This is a genomic window from Clostridium facile, assembly GCF_014297275.1.
Classification (GTDB): Bacteria; Bacillota; Clostridia; order Oscillospirales; family Ruminococcaceae; genus Massilioclostridium; species Massilioclostridium facile.
This window is the reverse complement of sequence record NZ_JACOQK010000001.1, coordinates 1,324,699-1,348,905: the sequence shown is the minus strand read 5'-3', so window position 1 is coordinate 1,348,905 and position 24,207 is coordinate 1,324,699. Positions and strand designations below refer to the sequence as shown.

Below are 24,207 nucleotides of genomic sequence, written 5' to 3'. Positions count from 1 at the left end.
TCTTGTTTATAAACTTTGAAATCCTTTATTCAGAACAGAAAAATGCTAGATGCTGTTTTCAAAGCTATTATGATAGTTTGCAATCAAAAGAATTTTCCTCTTTTGATTAAACGATTTTTCGTATTGTTGGAAGATGAAAATGATGGATTAAAACCATCATCATTTTAGAAAACAGCTGGTATTTTACGACACTGGTTTATAAATTGTTTAAAATTGATTTATTAGTCTGTTAATAGTAGCACTTATACTGGTATCAGTTTAAAAATAGGAGGAAATACAGATGTTACCTCAGGATCACTTATGTTACCCTAATCCTGCAACAGGGCTTACTGCCGGGCAGGTTCAAACCAAAAAAGAGAATGGTAGACAGAATACCCAACCGGAAAAAGTTACAAAAACATCTGGACAAATTTTAAAAGATAATATTTGTACTTTATTTAACTTGTTTAACCTACTTATTGCCATTGCGTTGGCATTTGTAGGGGCATGGTCAAATATGGTATTTATTTTGATTATTGCCCTTAATACTTTAATTGGTATTGTACAGGAATTTCATGCAAAAAAACTGGTGGATAAGCTATCCCTTTTATCTATGCCAACGGCTAAGGTAATCCGTGACGGAATCTCTACAGAAATTTCAATCCAGGAACTGGTGGAGGAAGATGTGATTGAACTGGATGCAGGAAGACAGGTTTGCGCTGATTCTGTAATCCTAACAGGTGGGGTTGAAGTGAATGAATCACTTTTAACTGGGGAGTCTGACCCTATTCCAAAATCAGCTGGTAGCCATCTTCTTTCTGGAAGTTTTATTATCAGCGGAAAATGCCGTGCTTGTGTGGAGCATATTGGAGCAGAAAATTATGCGTCTAAGATTGCGCATGAAGCAAAAAAAATGCGTGGTGTTCAGTCCGAACTGCTTTCCTCTATGCGTAAGGTTACCCGGTTTACTGGTTATCTGATTCCAGTATTGGGTGTTCTACTTTTTTTGGAGGCTTTTTTCCTGCGGCAGGATACCTTGAACCATGCTGTTGTCACTACTGCGGCAGGGCTTTTGGGAATGTTGCCAAAGGGACTAGTTTTGTTAATTAGCATCAGTTTAGCAGTGGGGATTATTGCTTTATCCAAGAAAAATGTCCTGGTACAGGAGCTTTTCGCTTTAGAATCACTTGCCCATGTAGATACCTTATGTTTGGATAAAACTGGTACGCTTACCCAGGGGAAAATGCAGGTAGAAGAAGTGATTCAAACTGAATTAGGACGTTCCATGCAGTTTCATGAACTGATGGGTTCCTTTTTGCAGTATTCCGATGATAATAACGCAACTTTTCAGGCATTAAACTCCTATTTTAGCAAAAATAATTCCCTAGTACCTGTGCATAAAATTCCGTTTTCGTCTGAACGAAAATGGAGCGCTATGACATTTGACCAGGTAGGAACATTGTTGATCGGCGCCCCGGAACGTCTTGCGGATGGTATGGCAGAGAAAATTTTGCAAAAAGGAAATTACGATGGAAAACGAATCTTGCTGGCGGGGATTGTACGGGGGACAGTGAACCAGAATAGCCCTCTGCCGCCAGTAGAGTGTTTGGCCTGCATTGTTATCTCTGATCCAATTCGCCCCAATGCTGCTAAAACTCTGGCATATTTCCAAAAGGAGGGTGTGGATTTGAAATTAATATCTGGAGATAATCCAGTTACAGTATCCTCACTTGCTCTGCAAGCTGGATTTCCAGAAGCGGAACGTTATATCGATATGAGTAATATTACCACCGAAACGGAAATAGAGCAGGCGGCCCTTACTTATTCCGTGTTTGGACGGGTTTCCCCTATACAGAAAAAGCAATTAGTTCAAGCATTGCAAAAACATGGACATTCTGTAGCAATGACTGGAGATGGCGTCAATGACCTGCTGGCTCTTCGGGAAGCAGATTGCAGCATTGCTGTGGCAGAAGGCAGTGACGCTGCCCGGCAAGTATCACAAGTGGTTTTGCTAGACTCCAATTTTTCTTCTTTACCTGCTGTATTGGGAGAGGGTAGAAGGGTAGTCAATAACATCACACGTGTAGCCGGAGTATTTTTTGTAAAAACCATCTATTCTGTTTTGTTGTCAATTGTATGCCTTCTGTTTAATATTCCATTTCCATTTTTGCCGATTCAAATTACCTTAATTGACCTTATTATTGAAGGATATCCTTCCTTCTTTATGTCTTTTGAACCTGATAGCAAAAAAATAACTGGACATTTTCTTCCATCCGTGATGGAGCGGGCAATTCCAAACGCAATTTCCATCTTAGTTTGTTTTCTCGTTTCTCTTGCCATGTCACCATTCTTACAATTATCCACAGAGCAAGCTGGGATATTGCTTTATTTGCTGGTGGGTACAGTGGGAATCCAGGCGGTATTGAAAGCAAGCTGGCCATTTAATAAATTAAGGGTTTTTCTTTGCTCCACTATGACGGTGGGATTTTATCTGGCAGTATTCCTGTTCCACCCTTTACTTCAAGTATCTCTACCATCAGGAATTACCCTTTTATTGTTTGCAGGATTTGTTTTACTGAGTTTTCTTGTAGAACGGGCTGTTTCAGGATTGATCCAATGGAGAAAGAAAAAGACAAGTCATAACTGCTCACAGAAAATAGCAACCAAACAACTATAAAAAGGAAGCGAATCTCCTCATAGATGAATATATTTTCATCACAACTACCAATGAATTCAGTTAAAAACGAAACTGCCCTTGATGGAATACCAAATTCAGTTTATTGCTTGAAATTTAATCGTTATCTACCATGGTTTTTTTATATTGTTTTCATAAATTAGAACAATTCATACCAAAGAAGGATGGTTTTTACTACAATATTTTATATTGATTTTTGGTTTCCTCTTATTTTATAATGGAGTTATAGAACCAAAAGGGGGATGTCTATGACAATTAAAAAGAGGATGTTTATTTCCAATATTCTGATGATCATTATCCCTGCATTTCTTGCAGTCATTATATTGGCAGGCTGTCTGTTTATCTTTTTAGCTTCGATGTTCCCACATGCAGAATATCGTCTGGGATTCCAAGAAGAATTGACGGAAACTCGTTATGAAGTGGTAGAACTAGTTAGGGAATGGTTGGATAAAACTGACCCAGAAACAGAAGCTGAATTGTTGGAATTGGTACAAGAAAACCGTCTTACCCTTCAAATATATCAAGGGCAGCAAATAATCCAACGGTTTGGAGATGAGGTGTTACCACAAAAACAGTTGGAACAGTCATTGGCAGCGTTAGATGGTTCTGGTACGGTATCTAATGGCACTTTTGCCCTGTTTGGGGAACAACTTTTATTAGATGGGAAAACATATCAAATCCACATTTATAATCCAGTTGTTATTTTGTCCCATGATAGACTAAAGCTTTGGGTGGTTGGAATTGGATTTTTTATGGTTGTGGTCCTGGTATTTATTATTTTTATTACAAACCGTTTTTTAATCAAGTTTGTATTTAAAAGAATTTCAGACCCATTGCAAACTTTAGCGGAAGGGGTCCATCAAATACGGGATGGGAACCTTACCCATCGGATCTTCTATTCTGGCGAGGATGAATTCAAACCAGTATGTGAGGATTTTAATGAAATGGCAGAGAGGTTACGTATTTCTGTGGTACAATTGCAAAAAGAAGAAGAGAGTAGAAAAGAATTGCTGGCGAGTATTTCCCATGATATCCGTTCACCACTAACCTCTATCCGTGCCTATGTGGATGGCTTGCTGGATGGAATAGCGGATACCAAGGAAAAACAGAAGGCATATTTGGGTATCATTCAAAAGAAAACATCCGAAATTGACCAAATGGTAAAAAAACTATTTTTGTTTTCTAAAATGGATATAGGGGAATATCCGTATAGTCCAGAAATATTAGATGTTTCTAGAGAGATGGAGGACTTTATTACTGCTTCTGAGGAAGAGTATCAACATAGAGGGCTGAATTTTCAAAATGTATCCATTCCACAGGAGAGTTTTATCTGTGCAGACCCTACTTATTTTCGCAGTATTTTAACAAACTTATTGGATAACAGCGCAAAATATAAAGAAAAAGAAACTGTATCAGTTTCTATTACAGGGGAACGATTCAAACATCGAATGGTGGTTTATGTGGATGATGATGGTCCAGGGGTTCCAGAAGATGCGTTGCCAAAATTATTTGATGTGTTTTACCGCAATGACCTTTCCCGGAACAATCCAAATCAAGGGAGTGGTTTAGGGCTAGCCATTGTAGCAAAGGCAGTGGAACGAATGGATGGCGCTGTCCATGCGGAAAACCTTCCTCAAGGTGGTTTGCGGATGGTATTGGAGTTTCCAACTGTAAAAGGAGAGTAGCAAATGAAGCGTATTTTAATTATTGAAGATGATGACACCATTGCTGCGATTGAGCGGGATTACCTAGCGGTAAATGGATTGGAATCAGATATTGCCGCAAATGGCTATGATGGGCTTGCTATGGGGCGTACAGGAAATTATGATTTAATCTTACTGGATTTAATGCTTCCTGGCATTGATGGTTTTACTGTATGTCGAAAATTACGGGAAGCAATAGATATTCCGATTTTAATGGTGACAGCCCGTCAAGAGGATATTGATAAAATTAAAGGGTTTGGACTGGGGGCAGATGATTATATTACCAAACCTTTTTCCCCCAATGTGTTGGTAGCGAGGATAAAAGCAAACTTGGCGCAGTATGACCGTTTAAAGCGATCTGACACTGTAGAAAAACAAGAATTACAAATTGGTGAAGTCCGCATTCAGCAAGATAGCCGAAGGACGTTTGTTGGGGAACGGGAAGTGGAACTAAAGAATAAAGAGTATGAACTTTTGCTTTTTCTTATGATGAACCCCGATGTTGTGTTTAATAAAGAAACATTATACGAACGAATTTGGGGATATGATGCAATGGGAGACAATGCAACAGTAGCAGTTCATATCAACCGGTTAAGGGAGAAAATTGAAAAAGATCCTTCCTGTCCCCGTTATATTGAGACGGTCTGGGGCGCGGGATATCGCTTTAAACCATAATAGAATATGAATTTTAGAACTATACCCAACTTATTATTCTATATTGTCCATTTTTAATATGTTCCGGAATTTTTGGATAAGTAAACCGCCAAAATAAAGGGAGGCAAATCATTGCTGTTGACAATTCCCTCTATTTTGGCGGTTTACTGTTAGATGCAGTTTTTTATTTATAATCGTTAATATTTTTGAATCAATTATGGTAAAGAAGTATATTTTTTACGGTATTCTGCTGGAGTTAGATTGTATTCTTTTTTAAAACTACGTATAAAATGGGAGACATCATAAAATCCAACAATTTGACCAATATCCACAATGGACATATCCGTACTGGTAATAAATCCAGTAGCCCGTTGCAATTTTTGTTGAGAAACAATTTGGCTAAAAGTTTTTCCTGTGCTTTGATGGATCAGTCGGGAAAGATAGTTTGGTGTATATTGGAAGTGTTTTGCCAAATCTTCTAAGGTAATACTCTGGCAATTTTGCTTAATATAGTTAATGATATCGTAACTTAAAGTATGGTGGTTTTTTGGTAGTACGTCAATGGAATGGTTTTTATAATAATCACGGGAGAGCTGGGAAAATAGTAAAACCAGATATGCGTCCGCCATATTTTGATAAAATGGGCGCTGGTCAATATATTCTTGGATCATTTTTTCAATGAGCTGGAGGGAATCGGGGGAGTTATCGGTAAAATTCAAATATTTTTTATCTTGGCTGTCAAAATACAGATAATCCATAAAAAACGAAATCAGGAGGGAGTTGTCCTTTTGCAGTGGTATGATTTTCTCACGGATCATCGGATTGCTGATAAAAATATTAAAGACAATATCGTCATCCCTTTCCACATAAGGGGCGTGCAGAATATTGGGATTTAGTAGCATAATATCCCCTTGTTTCATACGCACTGTATGGTCTGGAAACACATTTACAAAACCACCACGGTAGACATAAATCATCTCAAAATAATCATGCCGGTGCATATATCCCTTTTGGTCCTCTGGATCTACAAAACCATGCACCCCAATCTGTACAGACTCCTTAAAATTAGAACCTAAGACATAATATCCCTGCTTTTTGAACTGTTCAATTAGATAATCCCACGTTCTTGGCATTCCCTGACGTTCCCGTTCCAGTGCGTAGTCTCTGCGTTTTTGCTTTTCCTTTGTAGCGTATTCCTCTAAATTCATGACAATCTCCCTATTTGATAGATTTCTTTTACCAATTTTTATTATAACAGATGGGTTATTGTTTGTATATAAAAAGACTAAAAATTATATAAAAGATAAATAAATACAGTAAATTGTGCATATAATGCTCTGTGATCATAAATAGATATTTGGTATAATAAGGATATAATACTAATTTGATAGACAACGGAGTGTAAATATAGGATAAGGAGGTATGATTCAAAATCAGGTAAAAGGGCAACAGCACAACCGTTTTCTACAAAAAACAACAAAGGAGAGATGAAATAAATGAAATCAAAAAAACTACTATCTATCTTGGTAGCGGCAACAATGTTATCTGGCATTATAGCTGGCGCTGTCCCAACAGTATCCGCACAAGATCCTCAATCCGATAGTTTTGCCTCTAAATTGGAATCCAACTATATTGATCCAGACCGTAAATATAGTTCTGAATTGCGTTGGTGGATTGGTGAAGCAGCCAATACGGATGAAGTTTTATTAGATGAAATTCAGGCACAATATGACGCAGGATTCCGTGGGGTTGAGCTTTGTATGCAATCGGATGGAAATGCAGATGACATGACTTATGCTTACGGTTCCGATATGTGGGCTCATAAATGGAGATTGATGATGGAAAAATACCTGGATTTGGGTATGACAGTATCTCTTACTTCAGGAACTAACTGGTCTACCTCCAATGTTCCAGGGCTGGACCCGGATAGCCAGGAAGCTATGCAGTGTGTTACAAAAGGCAGTGTGACGGTTCCAGCAGGCACCACATTGTCTACTTTAACAGCTCCTACAAAGCATCGTGATGTTGGAAAATTCCTTGGTGCATATGCTTATAAAATTGTAAAAGAAGAAGTAAAGGAACAGACGAATTGGGGACAAACTACTTATTATACCGTTTATGAAGTAGATTACGATTCCATGATTGATTTATCCTCCCAAGTAACACAAGGGGATACTGTTTGGGATCAAAACTTAAATTGGACTGCTCCAGCGGATAGCAACTATGTTGTTTTTGGAATGTGGATGGAAGGTACTGCTCAGAGTTCCAGTCCTTCCGCGGAAACCTCTTACGCAACCAACTATTTTGATGCCAGAGGCGTGGAAGCATTGAAAACCTTCTGGGAAGAACATTATTTGAATGATCCAGAATTGAATCAGAAGATTATGGACGGCGATGTACAGTTATTCATGGACTCTATTGAAATCCGTACTGGTAACGGATTTTGCTGGTGGGCTGAAGATTTTGGTGATGAATTTAAAGCACGCAAAGGCTATGATATTCTGCCATATATCTTCTTAATAGAAGGTGCTTGCGATAGTTATTGGAGCAATCCATATCAGCCAACCGCAGGAAAACACAGCCTGGCAAACAATGATGAACTTACAGAAAGCATTATCGTTGACTACTTGGATGTTATGACTGAACTTTATATGGAACGGATGCTGATTCCATTAAAAGAATGGTTAAATTCTGTTGGTATCGAAACCCGTGCACAGATTTCTTATGGGAAACCATTTGAAATTTCAGAACCTGAAATGGCAGTGGATTATCCGGAAGCAGAAAACCGTGTTATGTATAACCAGATTGATTACTTCCGTCTCTGGTCCGGTGGCGCAAAACTGGAAAATAAGGTTCTTTCTTCCGAATGTAGCGCACAGAGCAATTCCCAGTATGCTTTTAGTAATCAAATGCACTTGATGGATGCTTATTCCCACTATGCTGCTGGATTTAGCCGCATGATTTGGCATATTTGGAGTGCTGGTTACAGCTATGGAGAAAATGGGGAATGGCCAGGTTGGGGTTCCAGCTTCTATCGTTTTGGTACAAGAGAACCTTCCTCCAGGGATTATGATGAATTTAACTCCCATATCGGCCGTATTCAACAATTGATGCAAACTGGTGTATCCCGTACCGATGTTGGATTTATCCACAATAAATGGGTACAAGGTTTGGTAGACAATGGAGAAGGCCCTGACGTTACAATGAACTGGATGAAAGCCCACCAAGGTGTTTTCTACCGTTCTACTGAATTGCAGGATAATGGCTATTCCTACGATTATTTCAGCCCAGAATTCCTGTATGATGATGACGTTTATTTCAATGAAGAAACCCAAACCATTGAAAAAGCCGGTTATAAAGCACTTGTTCTGTACCAGAGCTGGCTAGATGTCAAAGGTGCGGAAAGAATTTTGGATTGGGCGAAAAAAGGATTAAAAGTTGTTATTATCGACGGCGCTGCAGAACGGACACCTTTCAATGATGGCGAAGAGGCAAGGTTAGCTTCGATTATGGAAGAACTAAAACAGCTACCAACCGTTCGTACCGCGGAAATCTATGATGCTCCAGAAGGATTTGACTATATGACTACCGTTGGCGGCGCATTTAAAGATGGCGTTTACGATGCGTTGCAAGAACTTGGAGTCACTCCTTACGCTGAATATATAGAACCAAACCATCAACTGTTAACTCAAATCCGTCAAGATGATGATGGCAACCAATATTTGTACGCATATAATTATTGTGACAATGAATATCATGAAAATAGCTACATTGAAGAGGTTCAGAATGAAGACCATGGAACCAATATCAAAACAGAAATTAAAATGGATGGTATTTATGTTCCATATATGATAGATGCGTGGACAGGTGAAGTAACCGAAATAGCAGATTACTATTATGACAATGGCAAGACAGTATTCCCAATTGATCTTGATTATGGCAATATTGCACTATATGCATTTGAAAAAGTGGATACTGAGAAATTCCATATTACAGATACCAATGCTCAGTATAGCTATACAAATGAAAATGTTCCAGTAATCCGTGCTACCGAGAGTGGAAACTACTATGCAACTACCAATGATGGCAAGAACTTTAACTATAATATAGAAGTTCCAGCATCTTATGATATCACAAACTGGGATGTAACTGTAGAATCCTGGACTCCTAGCGAGAACATGCTCATAAGTGAAGAAACGATTGGAGATGTTCATACCATCAACAGTAAACCAGATACCGATAAAACAAATATCAATGTGAAACTTGATACCTTAACAACCTGGGATAAAATTCCGGAAGTTGGTAAAGAGGTTTCTGGATTAGGTCACTATAAAGCAATCTTTAACTGGGATGCGGATGCTGCTGACGGTGCTTACCTGAACTTTGGAGATACTTTGAACGAAAGCATGAAAGTTTGGATTAACGGTGTAAAAGTTGGTGGTGATATCAGTACTAATCCATCGAAACTACCACAAGATGTTAGTGAGAATAACAAAGGCGTAGCCGAGTATACCGGCGGTATCAACTGGATTAAACCAATTGCTGATATCGGTGAATATTTAGTAGATGGTGAAAATACCATTGAAATTGAATATAGTTCCAGCTTGACCAACGTTCAGTTGAGCAGAGGCGTGATTAAGCCGACAGATGCAATCTACAACTGGTTTGGTTATGTGCTTGACTATCGTTCTTATGGTCCAGAACAAGCGGTGATTGTTCCATACAATGAGGTTTCTTTGGAAGAAGTTCAGACAGATAAAGGTATTTTGAACTCTGTGATTCAATACGCAGAAGCTGCCAAAGAAAGTGGCGAATATGATAACGCCATTGAAAGTGTACAGAAATCCTTTGACGCTGCTTTAGAAAATGCAAAAACAGTAGCAAACAATGCTGGGGCTACCCAGGAAGAAGTGAACGCAGCATGGAAAACCTTGCTGAATGAAATCCATAAATTAGGATTTGTAGCTGGGGATAAAACAGAACTGGCTTCACTGATAGAAGCAGCAAATGAAATCAATGCAGAACTTGACCGTTATGTGGAAGCAGGCAAAGCGGAATTCACCGCAGCATTAGAAGCGGCACAGGCAGTATACCAAGATGGCGATGCCATGCAAGCAGAAATCAACCAAGTAGCGGATGATTTATTAAATGCAATGCTGAACCTGAGATACAAAGCAGATAAGTCCATCCTAGAAGATGTTCTTACAGAAGCAGGTAAAGTGGACGCAAACGCATACACAGCAGAAAGCTACGCAGCATTACAAGCGGTAGTAGCAGAAGCAAAGGATGTATACAACAATGAAAACGCAACTCAGGAAGAAGTAGATGCAGCAGTAACAAGTGTACAAACAGCAATAGATAAGCTGGTAGCAGTAGATGGAACCCCTGCTGAAACTCCAACGGAAAACAATAATACAGCTGGAAGCCAGACAGGACAGGAATCTACCACACCAAAAGCAAACGCGGCGAAAACAGGCGATTTTGCACCAATTGCTGGAATGGCAGCATTGGCAATTGCAAGTATTACAATGGCAATTTTGAAAAAGAAAAATAAATAGCTATAATAAAAAAACGCTCTGGTGTTTCACCAGGGCGTTTTTTGTTGTGCCAAAAAAATTCATAAATTGAAATACATGGTACATTTGAGGGGATTGCTGAGATTGCATTGTAAAAAAGATAACTACTAGAATAAAAATTTTTGATTTGAAATAAGTTCTATTTTCATTGTTATATTTTTATCCGATTTAATTGAAAGACGGTGGGGTAACATCTGTATTTGCAAAATGATTTTCAGAAGGTGATGGCTCTGACATACTAAAATACATTTTGGCAGCTTTTGTAGTCCCAAAGTCACGATTTGAACCAGTATTTTGTACTTTATTAAAAGCTTCTCTGAACATGGCGTTATGTGCTTCTTCACGATTTAAAAGAAAGTCTATGGTTTCTTTTACTTTTTTATCGTCAATCTGTCTATATAAATATTCATAGACTACTTTCGCTCTCTGTTCAGATGCAATATTAGATAGAAGATCTGCACAAAGATCTCCGGTTACTGTCACATAGTCCGCTGTCCAAGAATAGCCAGACGCATTGATTAATCCTGGATTAAGGCCTAAAAGTACGTGAGATTCGATTTCTCCCGCTGGCACTTTTTTTGCATCTACATCATGGCCATTTAAAAGATTAATAGTCTGTGCGACCATTTCCATATGCCCCAGTTCTTCCGCTGCAATATCTAGAAACAAATCTTTAATTTCAGGATCTTTAATACGGAAACTTTGTGACATGTACTGCATAGCTGATTTTAATTCTCCATTTGCTCCTCCAAGCTGTTCTTGAAGAAGAGCTGCATATTGTGCGTTTGGCCGTTCTACAGCCACAGGATGAAACAGTATCTTTTCATGTTTAAACATAAAACTACCTCACTTTCTCAAAAATAGAATATCCATTTATATTATATATATACAGATTTGGAGGGAATTAAAAATGAGAATTTCAGGTTTAGAATACTACCAGCCACTATGGTTCACAAGAAACTCCTAAACGTTAGGTATATCTTCTTAGGAATGTTACATCTGTGGTGCACAATTTGTAACCGCAAGATTTTGATGTATGAATAGGAGCCAAAATTTAAAATTCAAAAACGATTTAATCAGAACTCGTCCTCTTTTTCTATGTGTGTAATTCCCTATATCTCAATTATTTTCAATGGAAGATGAAAAAGTAAAAATTGGAAATTTCCCATTGTAATGATAAAAACGGTAGTTCGATGATTCTTTCAGGGGCATTTAATACTGTAAATTAAAGTAAAAGTTTTCGTTCATATAAGAAGCTAATACCTGTAAGTGTTAATAGGCTGTTAGCGAAATAAACCTATCTGCTGTAATGATTTATAATCAACAGTATTTAATATCAATCGTTTGACGCTAGAAATCAGGATACTCGCCTGACCAAAAATAAGCTCGTGTTAGTTAAAAACATTTATAAAACGCACGGTCACAGAAAGAATGTGAGTGCGTTGCTTTCAACAAGCAGTTTGTGGTGGATGAATAGCCACAAGCATTGCTTACTATGATATATTGAAACCATACAGATATTGAGTTCATAAAAAATTTTCAAAAAGATAGTTGCATATTTGCTTCCATTTAGTTATTATATAAATACTAATTTAAAATTTTATTCTTTATAATTTTGAGGGGGAGGCTAGAAAGACATGGCGCGAAAAGCCTATTCTGAACAGGAGCGGGAGCAGGTACGGAATGCTTTGCTGACCACTGTGATCCAATGTATTGTGGATCGGGGGCTAATCCATAGTAGTATTGATGTCTTGTGTAAAAAAGTAGGTATCTCCAAGACCTTTTTCTACACCTTTTTTCCCTCTAAGGAAGAATTGATATTGGAGGCACTTCGGTATCAGCAACCCAAGTTACTGCAATATGCTAGACAGTTGATGAAAGATCCTACACTCAGTTGGCGTGAAGGTCTCCGGACTTTTTTAGAGACCTGCGCTTATGGTGACAAGAAGGGCATCGCCGTGCTGTCGATTGAAGAAGAACAAGAGGTTTACCGCTGCCTCTCTCAAGAAAATTTTCAGATATTCCGTGAGGATCAAACCAAATTCTTTAACAATCTACTGGTGATTTTTGGCCTTTCCGTGGACAGCATAGAACCAAGGCTCTTTGGAAACCTGGCCCTGTCCATGATGATGGTTTACAAGGCAATACCAAATACTATGCCCTTCCTGTTTCCAGAAGTGGCAGAGGATATGGTGGAGTTTCAAATCAATGCCCTGCTGGATGAAATGCAGCGGGTAAAAGAAAGAACAAATAGAGTGAAAGAAAATGTACAAAAATAATCAGAGATCCCTTATGAGGGTACAAATCGATTCAATAATACAATCACTGAAAAAGGCCGATTTTCTGGAGTCGGCTACTGGTTCTGTGCGGCTTTTTATGTCCTGCGTCAATCTATCTTTACGATAGTACGGCGTAGGGCTTTTTTGTTATTTGAAAGGAGTTAGAGAATATGGGGTTAAAATATACCTGTCCCCGCTGTGGGACCCCTTTAGGCTATGATGATTTATGCTGGAAATGTAAGTCTGAACAGGAACGAAAGGCTGTATTGGCCTGGACATCGGAACAAATCGCAGAGAAACAGAAAAGCCTGATTCAAAACATCCAACGGCTGGCAGATATGGAGGACCCGGAGTTCACCGACTTTTGGCAATTACTCGGTTACCAGGGCGCCATTACCCCGGAGATTCAGCGGGCAGCACTGGATGCAGAGGTGTTTTATCCCTCTGAACTTTATTATCGTGCTCCAGAGGATGTGCGGGACAGTCTAATCCATGCTTTATTGTCTACAGAGGATTCCAACGAAGCATCAAACCTGATGTGTTGTCTCGCTATGCAGGGAGATAATCTGGCGCAGGAAACACTATTGGAACTGGAGAAGAATCCACATCCCTGGCGAAAAAAACTATATGTAGATCCATCCATTTACGCCCAGTGCGGCGGATGGACCTTTGACAAAGAAGGGAAACGGATAGAACTTAACTTTGATACCTGCTATTCCATGGTTAAGGAAGTACACGGCGAGTCATCTCCAGTTCACATCGGTCGGGCACGGGAGGACACCTGCCCCCACTGCAGCGGGCGGATGATGGATATGCTGGTACTGGATGGTCGAGATGAGCGGCTGAAATTTCTGGGGATAAACGGTATTTTGACCGCCACCTGCTGTCCCAACTGTGTGGGCTTCTTGAAAGATCCAGCTTTCAACCGTTTTACTCTGGACGGCGGTGTGGAAGTCTTTCCTTCTAAACTCTTTGACGGATCGGATGAAATGGAATGTTATATCCAAACGGAAGATTACAACTCTCTTACCGAGAATCTCTTTGTACTGGGCAAAGCGCCAGTGCCTTTGTTTTACGGTGCTGCTTGTGACGATGTGAACACCATCGGGGGTTTTGCTAACTGGGTGCAGGACTGGGAATATACCGCCTGCCCGTGTTGCGGAAAGCCTATGAAATATCTGGCACAGATTCAGTGGGATACCCTGATGGATGGTACAGAAGGAACACTTTACATAGAGTTCTGCTCGGACTGCCATATTGTATCCATGCAGCATCAGCAGACTTGAGAGGATGAGATATTATAAGTTTACTAAAATGCGATGGTGTGAATGGTCGATACCATCTAACCCACAAACCGGATACTGATCCAACAGTTCTGGCAGAAGTGGATCTCTGAAAAAAGGTATCTCTTACGCTAACATGAAGGAATATGGAGGGCAGCTGATGTCAAATTTTGCAGAACTAATAGCGGATGCGTTAGATATTTTGAAATATGATGGAGCCGTACAGGATACCTTGGCAGAATTACGGAAAAAATGGGGCGCACAGGTACCGGCGCTGCTTGAGGAACGCTTTGATGCCGTTGGCGTCCAATATATGAAATTGCCCCACGAAAAAGGGACGGCAGCCTTGGGACAGGAACTGTCTGCCTTCGGCTGGGCACTGTATAACCTGGACAATGAGGACGAGTATCTTTTTGTCCTGATTCCAGAGGAAGAACGCAGTGAATTGGAACACTACTGCAAAAAACAGGGGCAATATTGTCACCTGATGAAACAGCAGGGGCGAAAATGGGGTGACTATGCTAAGGAGCAAGACCCTGAGGCGCTGATGCCCTGCGAGGAATATCTCCTTGAGGACGAACACGACTATTTCTTCAATTCTCTGGCAGGGGATTTTGCGGCTGGGGAATGGAAAAGCACTCATTCCGAAGAATGGAAATATGGCTGTGTGGTGGATCTGCGCTGCCGTCCGCCTAAAGTGACTCGTTCTATGAGCCTATGCCATTTCGGGGATATTTCCTATTCGGATAAAACCGGGCTGTATGCCGCTTCAAAGGCCTCCGCAAGCGGAATGATCGGAAAGGCATTGCTATGCAAAAATCCCAATACCCTAAACTTTTTTGAGCCTTCTCCCATCGGATATGAGGGAGCGCCGAAATCTTTTTACTGGACAGATCATTCCCTCTGGGTGGGTGATCCCCAAAACGCCACACGGATCACCTTTACTGATCGAGGTACTTGTCAGGATGTGCAGAACTGGCCGCTGCCCAAGGATGGCTGGAGTGGCACCTATCACTGCGGCATCACGGAGGATGGTCTGGGTCGAGTGTACTTTTCCAATGAGTGGTATAAGGGAACTATTTACCGCTGGGCGGATGGTCAGGTGACTGAGCATTCTTTCCCTCTGGCTGGATATGATCACCTTTCTGAATCAGTTCCCGTCCCCGGTACAGGCTGTATCTATATGATTCACAGTATTAGCGATAAAGGTCGGATTGAGGAATGTTTGTTGGAGTTGGACATGGACACCGGGCACTGCCGTATTGCCACTTTGCCCGGTATGGGCGAGGATTTAAAATTGCGCTGGTTCACCGATAGATGGTTGCTGATACAGGGAAATGGAGAAATCCTTTCCGATGACTTTGCCCAACTCATCAACATGGATACCAGAGAGATATTACGTATCCGACCGGGAATGTTTGGCGGGGAAAAGATGCAGCACATCGGAATGCTTACCGATGGTACAGTGGTCATTGTCACCCTACGTAATGGTATAGGGCCGGTGTTCCGTTATCCTACCGACTTCTGGAGTTTCCTGCGGACGGCGAATAAGCACTACAAACTAGAACCTTGGTGGGAGTATCGGGAGATGTACCCAAATTTGCCCTTCCTTCTGCCAAGTGAGGCGTCAGAGTTGCTACAGGAGAGGAATGACTGCCCTAATGCAGGAAACCCACTACTTCGTCCTCAGTTCAATCAACTCCCTAAGAAGGAAAAACAGAAGCTGATGGAGCGGATAGCAGAGCATTATAACTTAAAATTTTTGCGAATAGAAACCTTTGACCGATGGGGACAGCTCTGTACCACTGGGGTTTTTGAACAGGATGGACGGGAGTTCGTTTTTGTTCCCGGCGATACCATTACTCTGGGTTGGGAGCAGTTTGCTGTAGGGCTGAATCAAACTGGACAGGAGGAATTGGACAACATTTTCCAGGAAATCGAATATAACGATTCTCCAGAGGAATTTATTCAAAAGAAAATGTCACCAGTACGCCAGGCGGTTATCGATCCTATGCTTGTTGGCCGGAAACTGGAGGAGATCGGATGGGAGCAGGTAGAATGGGAAGATTCCCGACTTCTTCCGGAGTGGCTGGAATCCTTCCAGAAATTTGCTGCTACTGGGCAGGATAACCTGACACTGGTGGGACACGTCCGCTTTAAACGAGAAGGGGACAATTGGCAGGTCTGGATCTCCCACCAGGTGACCTACTCCAATTTGCAGGAATGGCTATGGCAGAAGGGCTTCTCTCTACCAACAGCGAACGAGTGGTCCTATCTCTGTGGGGGTGGATGTCGCACCCTGTTTCCATGGGGAGATGGAGTGGATAATGCCATGCACATTCACTACTTTGGGGAACAAGATGATGACCGATCCTATGACATGAAAGAACCGAACTTCTTTGGTCTATCCATTGGCTATGATCCCTATATGAGGGAGGCAGTGAAGGCCAATACGTTTACTACCTGCGGTGGGGATGGCGGCTGTAATATCTGCGGAGGTATGGGACCGCTAATTGGATATCTGCCATGTTCCCCTCATGCCAAACCAGAGGTACAGGAGAGTGGAGATCTCGACAATGACTATGATTTCTTTCGTCCTATCATCCGGGTGGTGCTAGAGACAAATCAATTATCTGATAAAGGAGAACCTAATATGCCTACAACAGAATGGATAAATAAATACAAAGCAATTAAGGACAAGTTGGTCTGTAAGATCGACCTAGATGCCTATTTTACAGAAAAAGTTATCGGGAATATGATGGTAGCGGTGCTGGACATGGGTGTAGTCCGCTTTCCTACTGGAACGATCTTTGCCTGTGATCCACTGGTGGAGTTGGAAGATGCACGACCCTATTTCCAGACTATTCCAGCTGGGAATTACCCGGTGAAAATCTGTGTGGTACCCAGTGAACAATATGGTGACCGCTATGCTTGTGTTAAGATAGTTGTCAGCGATAAGAAGCCAGTCCGGTGTGAGTTGGGCATGGTGGGCAACGAGGATCTAGATGAAGAACTGGAAGATGGTGAATATTTCGGTTTTGATGTAGACGCTGGCATGGGTTGCATCGCAGATATCCAATTGCAGAAAGCCTTTCAAGTATACTGGGCGAAACAGCTGGAGGAGAACCCGGACATCGACCCATACAATGACCTGTTTTGTGATTTGCTGGAGGAGAACGCCAAAACACACCCTAAATACCAGAGAAAGGGCGGTGACTGGCTCCTCTGGACGGTGCCAGGGACGGACTGCGATCTCCCCATCTTTGCTTCCGGCTGGGGTGATGGCGTCTATCCAGTCTATTTTGGTTATGATACAGAGAATAAGGTATGTGGAGTATATATTCATTTCATTGATATTACAGAAGCCTATGAAGAATAAATGGAAAGGAGAGAGCAGTATGAAACCCTTTGATCCTCAGTATCCGCTATTAAAGGAGATGTACCAAGATGAATATTTTCCCGACTTCTTGGTAGACAAAGTGAGAGGAGAGCTTCAAAAAGTGATTCATCTGTTGGAGAGCGGAGAAATCAATGTTAAGGTTGTGCAGAAAAAGTTGGATGAGGTGATCTGCGCTATCAATGATTTACAAGATGAGTTTGACGAGAATGACAGCGAAATCGAAACGGTAGCCCGTGATTGCATAGGAGAAACAGTAGCATACATCTTGGAATGGTTCGGTATTCCCATCGAAACTGAGGAGGCCATTCGGGAGAGAGATTGGTAATGGCTTTACCTCAAGCATGAGTGAAGACATAAGAAGCAATATGGTAGAAAACAACAGATATGGGAGGAAAGATTTATGAATCTGCTGGAACAATGCCAGAAATGGAATGAGAACGACGAATTTCAGAAAATTATCGACACGTTGGAGGACATCCCCGCTGAGGAGCGCACGCCCGAAATGGACAGTGAATTGGCTCGAGCATACAGCAACTTAGCAGATCCTGGGGATCGGGAACTATTTGAAAAATCCATAACTTTACTGAAGCCCCATGAGGAATATTTCCAGGGCGATCACTGCTGGAATTTTCGTATAGGTTATGCTTATTATTACTTGGGCCAGGAAGGCCTATCGCTGCGGTATTTTGAACAAGCTTTGGCAGCCCGCCCTGGAGATGAGGACACTCAGACCCTCATCGACGACTGTCGCCGCCGGTTAGCTCTGCCCAGGTTTGAGAAGAATTTTCGAGAGAGAACGGAGGAAGCTTGGAACGCTTTTGTCCGAATTGAAGGGGAATTGCGCAAGATTATGGACACCGATAAATTGCGGGAGCGGGGCGAAGAGCTGATGGAGAAGTGCGGTAAGGTGTTGGAGATTGCCCTTACATCTCCCTCTTTTGAACTGGGCTTCAATGGAGAAAAATATGAACTAATTCTTAGCGCTGATGGAAATCGGCTTGAACTATTCCCTCTGGTCTACTTCCAGCGCCATGTACCGGAATCTGTGCTGGAGCACTGGAATATTCTGGTGGGACGTCAGATATCTGAAGGGTTTTATCTCCGGGCAGGGGAAACAGAGATCCGGTCAGAGGATGTTCAGGTCTGGGTGGACAAAAAACAGGATTGCGTCTCCTTGTCCCTGTATAGTAAAAAGCTGCTGCCGTTGATGAAAGATGATGCAGAGAAAGCATGGTGGCTGGCCTATACACTCACTGATCAGGTCTTGGGAGAAGTGTCTGCTATCGCACTTATCAACGATCTGCAACTGATGGAGCAGCCTAAGGAGGGGACATCCACTATGCTGTCTGCTCTGCGTATCACCCTTCGTGATATGGGGTATCAGCTGTGGGATGATGCCCAAAACTACCTGGACAACAGTTATATTGGCTATGAGCTAAAGCCAGTAGAGGATCCGGATGCCGACTGGCGGATGGATGTCTACATTGGTTCTAATCGCCTTCCAGTTCTGATCAATGAGTATATGAGTGTCGAGAGCGATGCGATGGATGAGTACCATAAGAATGGTATTGTGGCTGGTTTTTTGTGTTATCCTTTAACTGGGTTTGAAGAGAAAAAACGAGCTGAACAGATTCTGCAATTCCGGGATGCTCTGCAAGAAGCTATTCAGGAACGCGCCGGAGCGGATGCAGTTACTTTCCTAGGTGGCGCCACAGGATTGTACTATGGGTATTTGGATTTGATTGCCTGGGATCTTCCTGCTGTGCTAGATGCGGCCAGAGAATTCTTTTCCGAAACCGATTTGAATTGGGGAGGCTTTCATGTATTCCGCCGGGATGTGGGGGCGGTCCGTCTGTGGGAGCAGGAAAAAGAGCCAGAAATTGATCCTGAAACCGGCTCTTTGCTGTCGGTGGAGGACATAGAAACGCTAGCATCTTTTGACGATGGAGTTTCGGGCTACTTTGGGCAGATGCTCAGCTGGTTGGAGAACTTTATAGAACAAGGTGTACAGGAAGGAAAATTCACCCAACATCAGGCTGAGCAGGATCTTCAGATTGCCCTGTGGTATTCCTTTGCCTGCAATAATCTGGATGTGTACCGGTATTACTACAAGGCAGCCCAATGGATGAAGAATTCGGAGAAAAATGCCAAAGGTTGCGCCATGTGGTACTATCGCTATTCGGTGGCCTTAATGTACTGCGGACAACTGGAAGAAGCACTGAGCTATGCAGAAAAAGGTATTCAGGAAGAGGCGGACTACCCATGGATCTGGCTACAAGTAGGCAAGCTACGCAGCCACTTTGGAAACAAAACCGGTGCTCTGGAGGCAGTATCCCATGGTCTTGCATTAGAACCCAATGATTATGAGTTTCTGACTTTGAAAAAAGAAATTGAGGATGGAGCGTCTCTGGAACAAATGGAGTACCACTGGATTAATCCCGATGCCGATCAAACCCTCCAGCAGGGAATGGATGAGGATTCGGATGATAAGCAATACTCTATCTCCTGTATGACAGTCAACCAAGAAGGGCTAGAACGCTTTTGGGCTATCTTTGGTCCAAAACCGGAACAGTACATGCCCAATTCGCCCTATACCCAGTTTCCTTATCTGGTAAACGAGCGTACTGTAGATTTGATATTTCAGATGAATGAGGGCGGAATGTCCAAGTTGCGCACAGACTGGTTGAAACAGCTGAAGAATTGGCTTCAAAACTGGCAATGGATGGAACGGAATCATCCTGATGGCAGGGCGGCTCGCCTGGATACCGTGTTGATTGGATTGGACTATCGCATCGGTCTACTTTATAAGTTGATGGAGATGGATGAATACTTCCAAATTTTCCTCAATCCAGACGGAACAGAGGTAGAGGATTCCTTCTGGTCCTCAGTAGAAAACAATGAACCAGAGCTTTATACTGGAGAAGAAATGTCTGCGGTAGAGCAACATATCAAGAGAACCTTTGGAGAGTTCGATCATGTGTTCCATGAGCTGGTTTCTCCTGACATCCATGTGGACATCTGTGTGGTGCCGCCCTCCGAGGAGCGGGACTATTACACACTGGTCACCATGGGAATGGGAGCCCACCGTATGAATGTGCCGGAGGAATTGGCAGAATATAAGCTGGAACGGGCGGAACTGGCTATCACTCTGCCAACGGACTGGAAACTAGATGAGGAATCTATGAAGGATGAGCAGTGGTATTGGCCCGTTGGACTGCTAAAGGTATTGGCCCGTCTGCCGATTGCCAGCGATACCTGGTTGGGATTTGGGCACACCATGGACAAGCAAACGTCCTTCACAGAGAATACGGAGCTCTGCGCTGCGATCTTAATAGATCCTCAAAATACCGAAGAGAGTGGTCGCCTCTGTCTGCTGCCAGGTGGCGAGGAGGTCAACTTTTATCAGGTGATTCCTCTCTATCGGGATGAACTGGAGTATAAACTGGAACACGATGCGGACGCTCTACTAGACAAAATGGAAGGCATCAGCTTCGTAGTAAATCCTACCCGCCAGGACGCTATTATTAGAGGTACTCTTTGCAGCGGTAATGACGAGGGAGATTATGTTGTGGAAATGGACGATGCAATCTGGCATCTAGAAACTATTCAGGAAAAGGATCTGCCAGTGGATGAAATCAATGCCTATAACCACATGGCCATCTACCTGCGCTGGTGCATGGAATGTGACTTAATGGACGAGGATTTTCTGAAGAAATACGACGAAGTGGTAAAACAAGTCAAGGCTGATCCTGCCAGTGTAGATCTGCGTGAGTTTCTCCGGGATGAGCTGGATGGACAACTTATCGGCCCCCTGTTCAACAAAAAGGGAAGGGCGTTTGCTTCCTATTATTATGGGGAGATGGACAGCCCCTATTATCCCAGTGACATTGATAACTACGCCATCAGTGTCATTGGACAGGAGCGCAATTACTCCGATGAGATTCAGGATGAGGCATACCTGTTCATTCCCTTTGATGAGAACTACTATCAGACCATAGCAAAGGTGATTGAAGAACGTTTCGTTAACTGGCAGGGGCAGGACTTTGATGAGGATACTCTGGAACCCTCTGAACTCGCCAAGGCTATGATGGAGTATTTAGACTGTGAATGCACGTATTTCCCTGCCATGAAGGATGATGACCCCATCATGTCGGCATACAGTTACGCCAAGCGGGACAGCATCCATGAGGGCTTTGTACCAGTGCTCATCAAGGTGGACGAAATCCTGTGGGAATGCCTTATTATGAATTCCGACCCGGATAGCGACGGTAAAGATGATTATGCCTTTGATCCGGACAAGGTGGTGGAATACCGGAAAAAGATGCTTGATGTTCCCGTTCAGGATGGAAAGGCAGTTCTGGAAGAACTCATCGGTCAGCGCAAGGCGGAGGCTGAGGACGATGATATAGACTGGGAGGAAGAAATTCTGGGTAAGATGGAAGGTGGTTATCATAATGACCGTTTCTCCAGCTACTGGGATTTCAGTACTGACATGACCTATCCGCTGATTCTGGCTAAAATCCCAGTGAAGAACCCATGGGAGATTTTTGCCTATCTGCCCTTTGGTAATTGGAATGAATGTCCCAATACATCAGAGATGATGGCAGCGGCGAAATATTGGTTCGAGCAATACAGCGCTATTCCTGCTGCCATGACTCATGATGAATTGGAATTTGACCTTCCATCTCCCATTCCAGAGGAAAAGACCATGGATACGGCGGTGGAACTGTATGGATTCTGTCCCGATGTAATCGATCAGGGACCAGAGGATACCACTGTGGGCGCTTTGGCAGATATGTTGCGGCAATCCACTGTTTGGTATTTCTGGTGGGATTAGAAAGAAGGCTGTATCCGTGAATAAATATTTGAACATAAATTTTTCAGATATAGTTCATGGTAAAAACAGCTTCCTTATGGCACTTTGCTGTAATAATATCTTTTATAAGCAGTTGTTTGGAGGGATAAAAGCCTATCTTCCTGAAAAAAGACAGAGTGAAAGGTGTAAAATCTATCCCTTGTAGTAGCCATATTTAATCTGATTGATCCTTAGCTAGGGGAAACCAGTTTTAGAGTGAAGAAACCGCACTTCAGGTAGGAAGATACAATCACCGAACTACAAGAGATTATTATTTCATTGGAGGAACTATCTGAGTGGAAATGAAAGGAGGACTTTTATGGGATACGATGTGAGCTTCCACCCGATTTCACCAGAAGAAATGCGGGAATGGTACTTTACCCCTCTTACATGGATACAGCAAGGTCAGGAGAAAAAGGTGCTGATCTTTGCAACACAGCATGGAATGGAAGATTTCTATGCAAAAAAATATCTGGATACTCTGCGGGTCGGAGCTGGGACAGAGTCCAGCGAGCTGTTTGACAAGAGCCATGGCTTCTATCTTGCAGTAATTCAGGGATTTTTCCGGGATTATTATTACACCCGTGGGAGCAGCTTTTCCTTTTTGGTGGAGGAAAAGCCAGAATATGCGCAGTATTTCACTCCATGGGAACAGGTGGTGCCAATTGCCTTTCCTAACCCGGCGGAAAATCGGATCATAGAAAATTATTGCTCCGGTGTGTACCTGTCTCCAGAGCAGGTTGCGCGGCTTTTACGGAATCTGGAGCAGGAACCGAAGGTACAGGAAGATCTGGAGAGGCTTTGGAGTGGTGGACAGCTTGCGGTGCTGAAAAAGGCCCTCACTGCTGCGGCGGAGCTGGGTGTTGGTCTTCTGGAAGCCACCGAGGTGGTGGAGCCCAACCCCATTCACCCCAATGAGAGTACGAGCTATTCCAACTTGTACCACTGCGATCGGGATGGCGTGTATCTCTACATGGATACCGTCAGTAGACAACTGGAGGATGCTCTCAGAGGAAGAGGGGGACAGGCATGAGCAACAAGATGTTTCATCAAAGCTTGGACGATAAAAAAATTGTACCTTAGCGTACCGTTTCTCGTCCAAATGCTGTTTAAAAAGCCAGTAGTCGTGCCGGATAAAGAAAAAAATCCAATATATTAGTATTAGGTGAAATAATTTTTGATGATAATACAGTTATCTTATATGGACAAATGTGAAAAAACTTTTTTATAGAAGAACATAACACAGCAACCAAACACTTTTTTATTAACAAGGGTTCATAGAAATTTTTGAGCGATGTTATTTGCAAATCCATCCGATTTCTGTTAACGAATGTTTGAAAACTCTTTTGGAAAAACTCGAACCTATGACTTACCGCCTTTTTTAGCAAAAGGTAAAATCTCGTTAGCAAATGTTAGCAAACCGAGGCTTTCCACAAAAAAGCCGCAAACCTTGATAAATTAAGGAGTTTCGGCATCTTTGCTGGGAAGCGTTGATAAAAAAGATATCCGCTACAAGTGCGGGAATAAAAGTTCAAAATAAAGAAAAAAATCTACGGTCGCGAATTGTTAATTATAGGTTTGGATTTATGCTACAAAAAAGATATCGCTACCAACGGGAGCATCTTCGTTCAAACGAAAGAAAAGAGTCTGAACGCAAATTGCGTCCAGACTCCGTCTGGCGTCCCTGGCGAGATTCGAACTCACGGCCTTTCGCTTAGGAGGCGAACGCTCTATCCTGCTGAGCTACAGAGACATCTATTCAATTAAAACTGCTACCTATCGT

12 protein-coding genes and 1 tRNA gene are annotated in these 24,207 nt (G+C 42.4%); 10 read left to right on the top strand and 3 right to left on the bottom strand.

Translation table 11 applies throughout. From position 1 onward, the window contains the following. Positions 1-280: 280 nt before the first annotated feature. From H8Z77_RS05580 to H8Z77_RS05570, 3 genes are all read left to right on the top strand, one after another. Positions 281-2,656 (top strand): cation-translocating P-type ATPase, encoded by a 2,376-nt coding sequence (locus H8Z77_RS05580; protein WP_186996421.1) that lies wholly within the window; start codon positions 281-283, stop codon positions 2,654-2,656. Between the two features lie 266 nt (positions 2,657-2,922). Then, positions 2,923-4,359, top strand: a complete 1,437-nt coding sequence (locus H8Z77_RS05575; protein WP_069988395.1) for a sensor histidine kinase — start codon at positions 2,923-2,925, stop codon at positions 4,357-4,359. Positions 4,360-4,362: 3 nt separating this feature from the next. Next, entirely contained in the window at positions 4,363-5,052 is a 690-nt protein-coding gene (locus H8Z77_RS05570; RefSeq protein ID WP_186996420.1) for a response regulator transcription factor, read from the top strand. Positions 5,053-5,246: 194 nt separating this feature from the next. Here H8Z77_RS05570 and H8Z77_RS05565 read toward each other — a convergent pair whose 3' ends face one another. Further along, positions 5,247-6,239, bottom strand: a complete 993-nt coding sequence (locus tag H8Z77_RS05565) for an AraC family transcriptional regulator (protein WP_186996419.1) — start codon at positions 6,237-6,239, stop codon at positions 5,247-5,249. 288 nt (positions 6,240-6,527) lie between these two features. On the opposite strand from H8Z77_RS05565, the gene H8Z77_RS05560 reads away from it, so the two are divergent. Continuing rightward, a complete protein-coding gene (locus H8Z77_RS05560; protein ID WP_186996418.1) occupies positions 6,528-10,589 on the top strand; it encodes an FIVAR domain-containing protein in 4,062 nt (1,353 codons plus the stop codon). Positions 10,590-10,775: 186 nt separating this feature from the next. Here the strand turns inward: H8Z77_RS05560 and H8Z77_RS05555 are convergent, their stop codons facing one another. Then, entirely contained in the window at positions 10,776-11,444 is a 669-nt protein-coding gene (locus H8Z77_RS05555; protein ID WP_069988399.1) for a manganese catalase family protein, read from the bottom strand. 800 nt (positions 11,445-12,244) lie between these two features. On the opposite strand from H8Z77_RS05555, the gene H8Z77_RS05550 reads away from it, so the two are divergent. The 6 genes from H8Z77_RS05550 (at position 12,245) to H8Z77_RS05515 (ending at position 23,457) form a co-directional block, all read left to right on the top strand. Next, positions 12,245-12,886, top strand: a complete 642-nt coding sequence (locus H8Z77_RS05550; protein ID WP_069988400.1) for a TetR/AcrR family transcriptional regulator — start codon at positions 12,245-12,247, stop codon at positions 12,884-12,886. 170 nt (positions 12,887-13,056) lie between these two features. Next, positions 13,057-14,172, top strand: coding sequence for a hypothetical protein (locus tag H8Z77_RS05545; protein ID WP_186996417.1), 1,116 nt, complete (start codon positions 13,057-13,059; stop codon positions 14,170-14,172). Between the two features lie 157 nt (positions 14,173-14,329). Then, on the top strand, positions 14,330-17,548 hold the full coding sequence (locus H8Z77_RS11760) for a DUF4241 domain-containing protein (protein ID WP_286165467.1): 3,219 nt from the start codon (positions 14,330-14,332) through the stop codon (positions 17,546-17,548). A gap of 19 nt (positions 17,549-17,567) precedes the next feature. After that, entirely contained in the window at positions 17,568-17,894 is a 327-nt protein-coding gene (locus tag H8Z77_RS05525; RefSeq protein WP_186996416.1) for a DUF5713 family protein, read from the top strand. 75 nt (positions 17,895-17,969) lie between these two features. Then, entirely contained in the window at positions 17,970-22,406 is a 4,437-nt protein-coding gene (locus H8Z77_RS05520) for a suppressor of fused domain protein (RefSeq protein ID WP_186996415.1), read from the top strand. 337 nt (positions 22,407-22,743) lie between these two features. Next, positions 22,744-23,457, top strand: a complete 714-nt coding sequence (locus H8Z77_RS05515; protein WP_186996414.1) for a hypothetical protein — start codon at positions 22,744-22,746, stop codon at positions 23,455-23,457. 643 nt (positions 23,458-24,100) lie between these two features. Here H8Z77_RS05515 and H8Z77_RS05510 read toward each other — a convergent pair. After that, a tRNA-Arg gene (locus tag H8Z77_RS05510) sits at positions 24,101-24,177 on the bottom strand. Between the last annotated feature and the right edge of the window lie 30 nt (positions 24,178-24,207).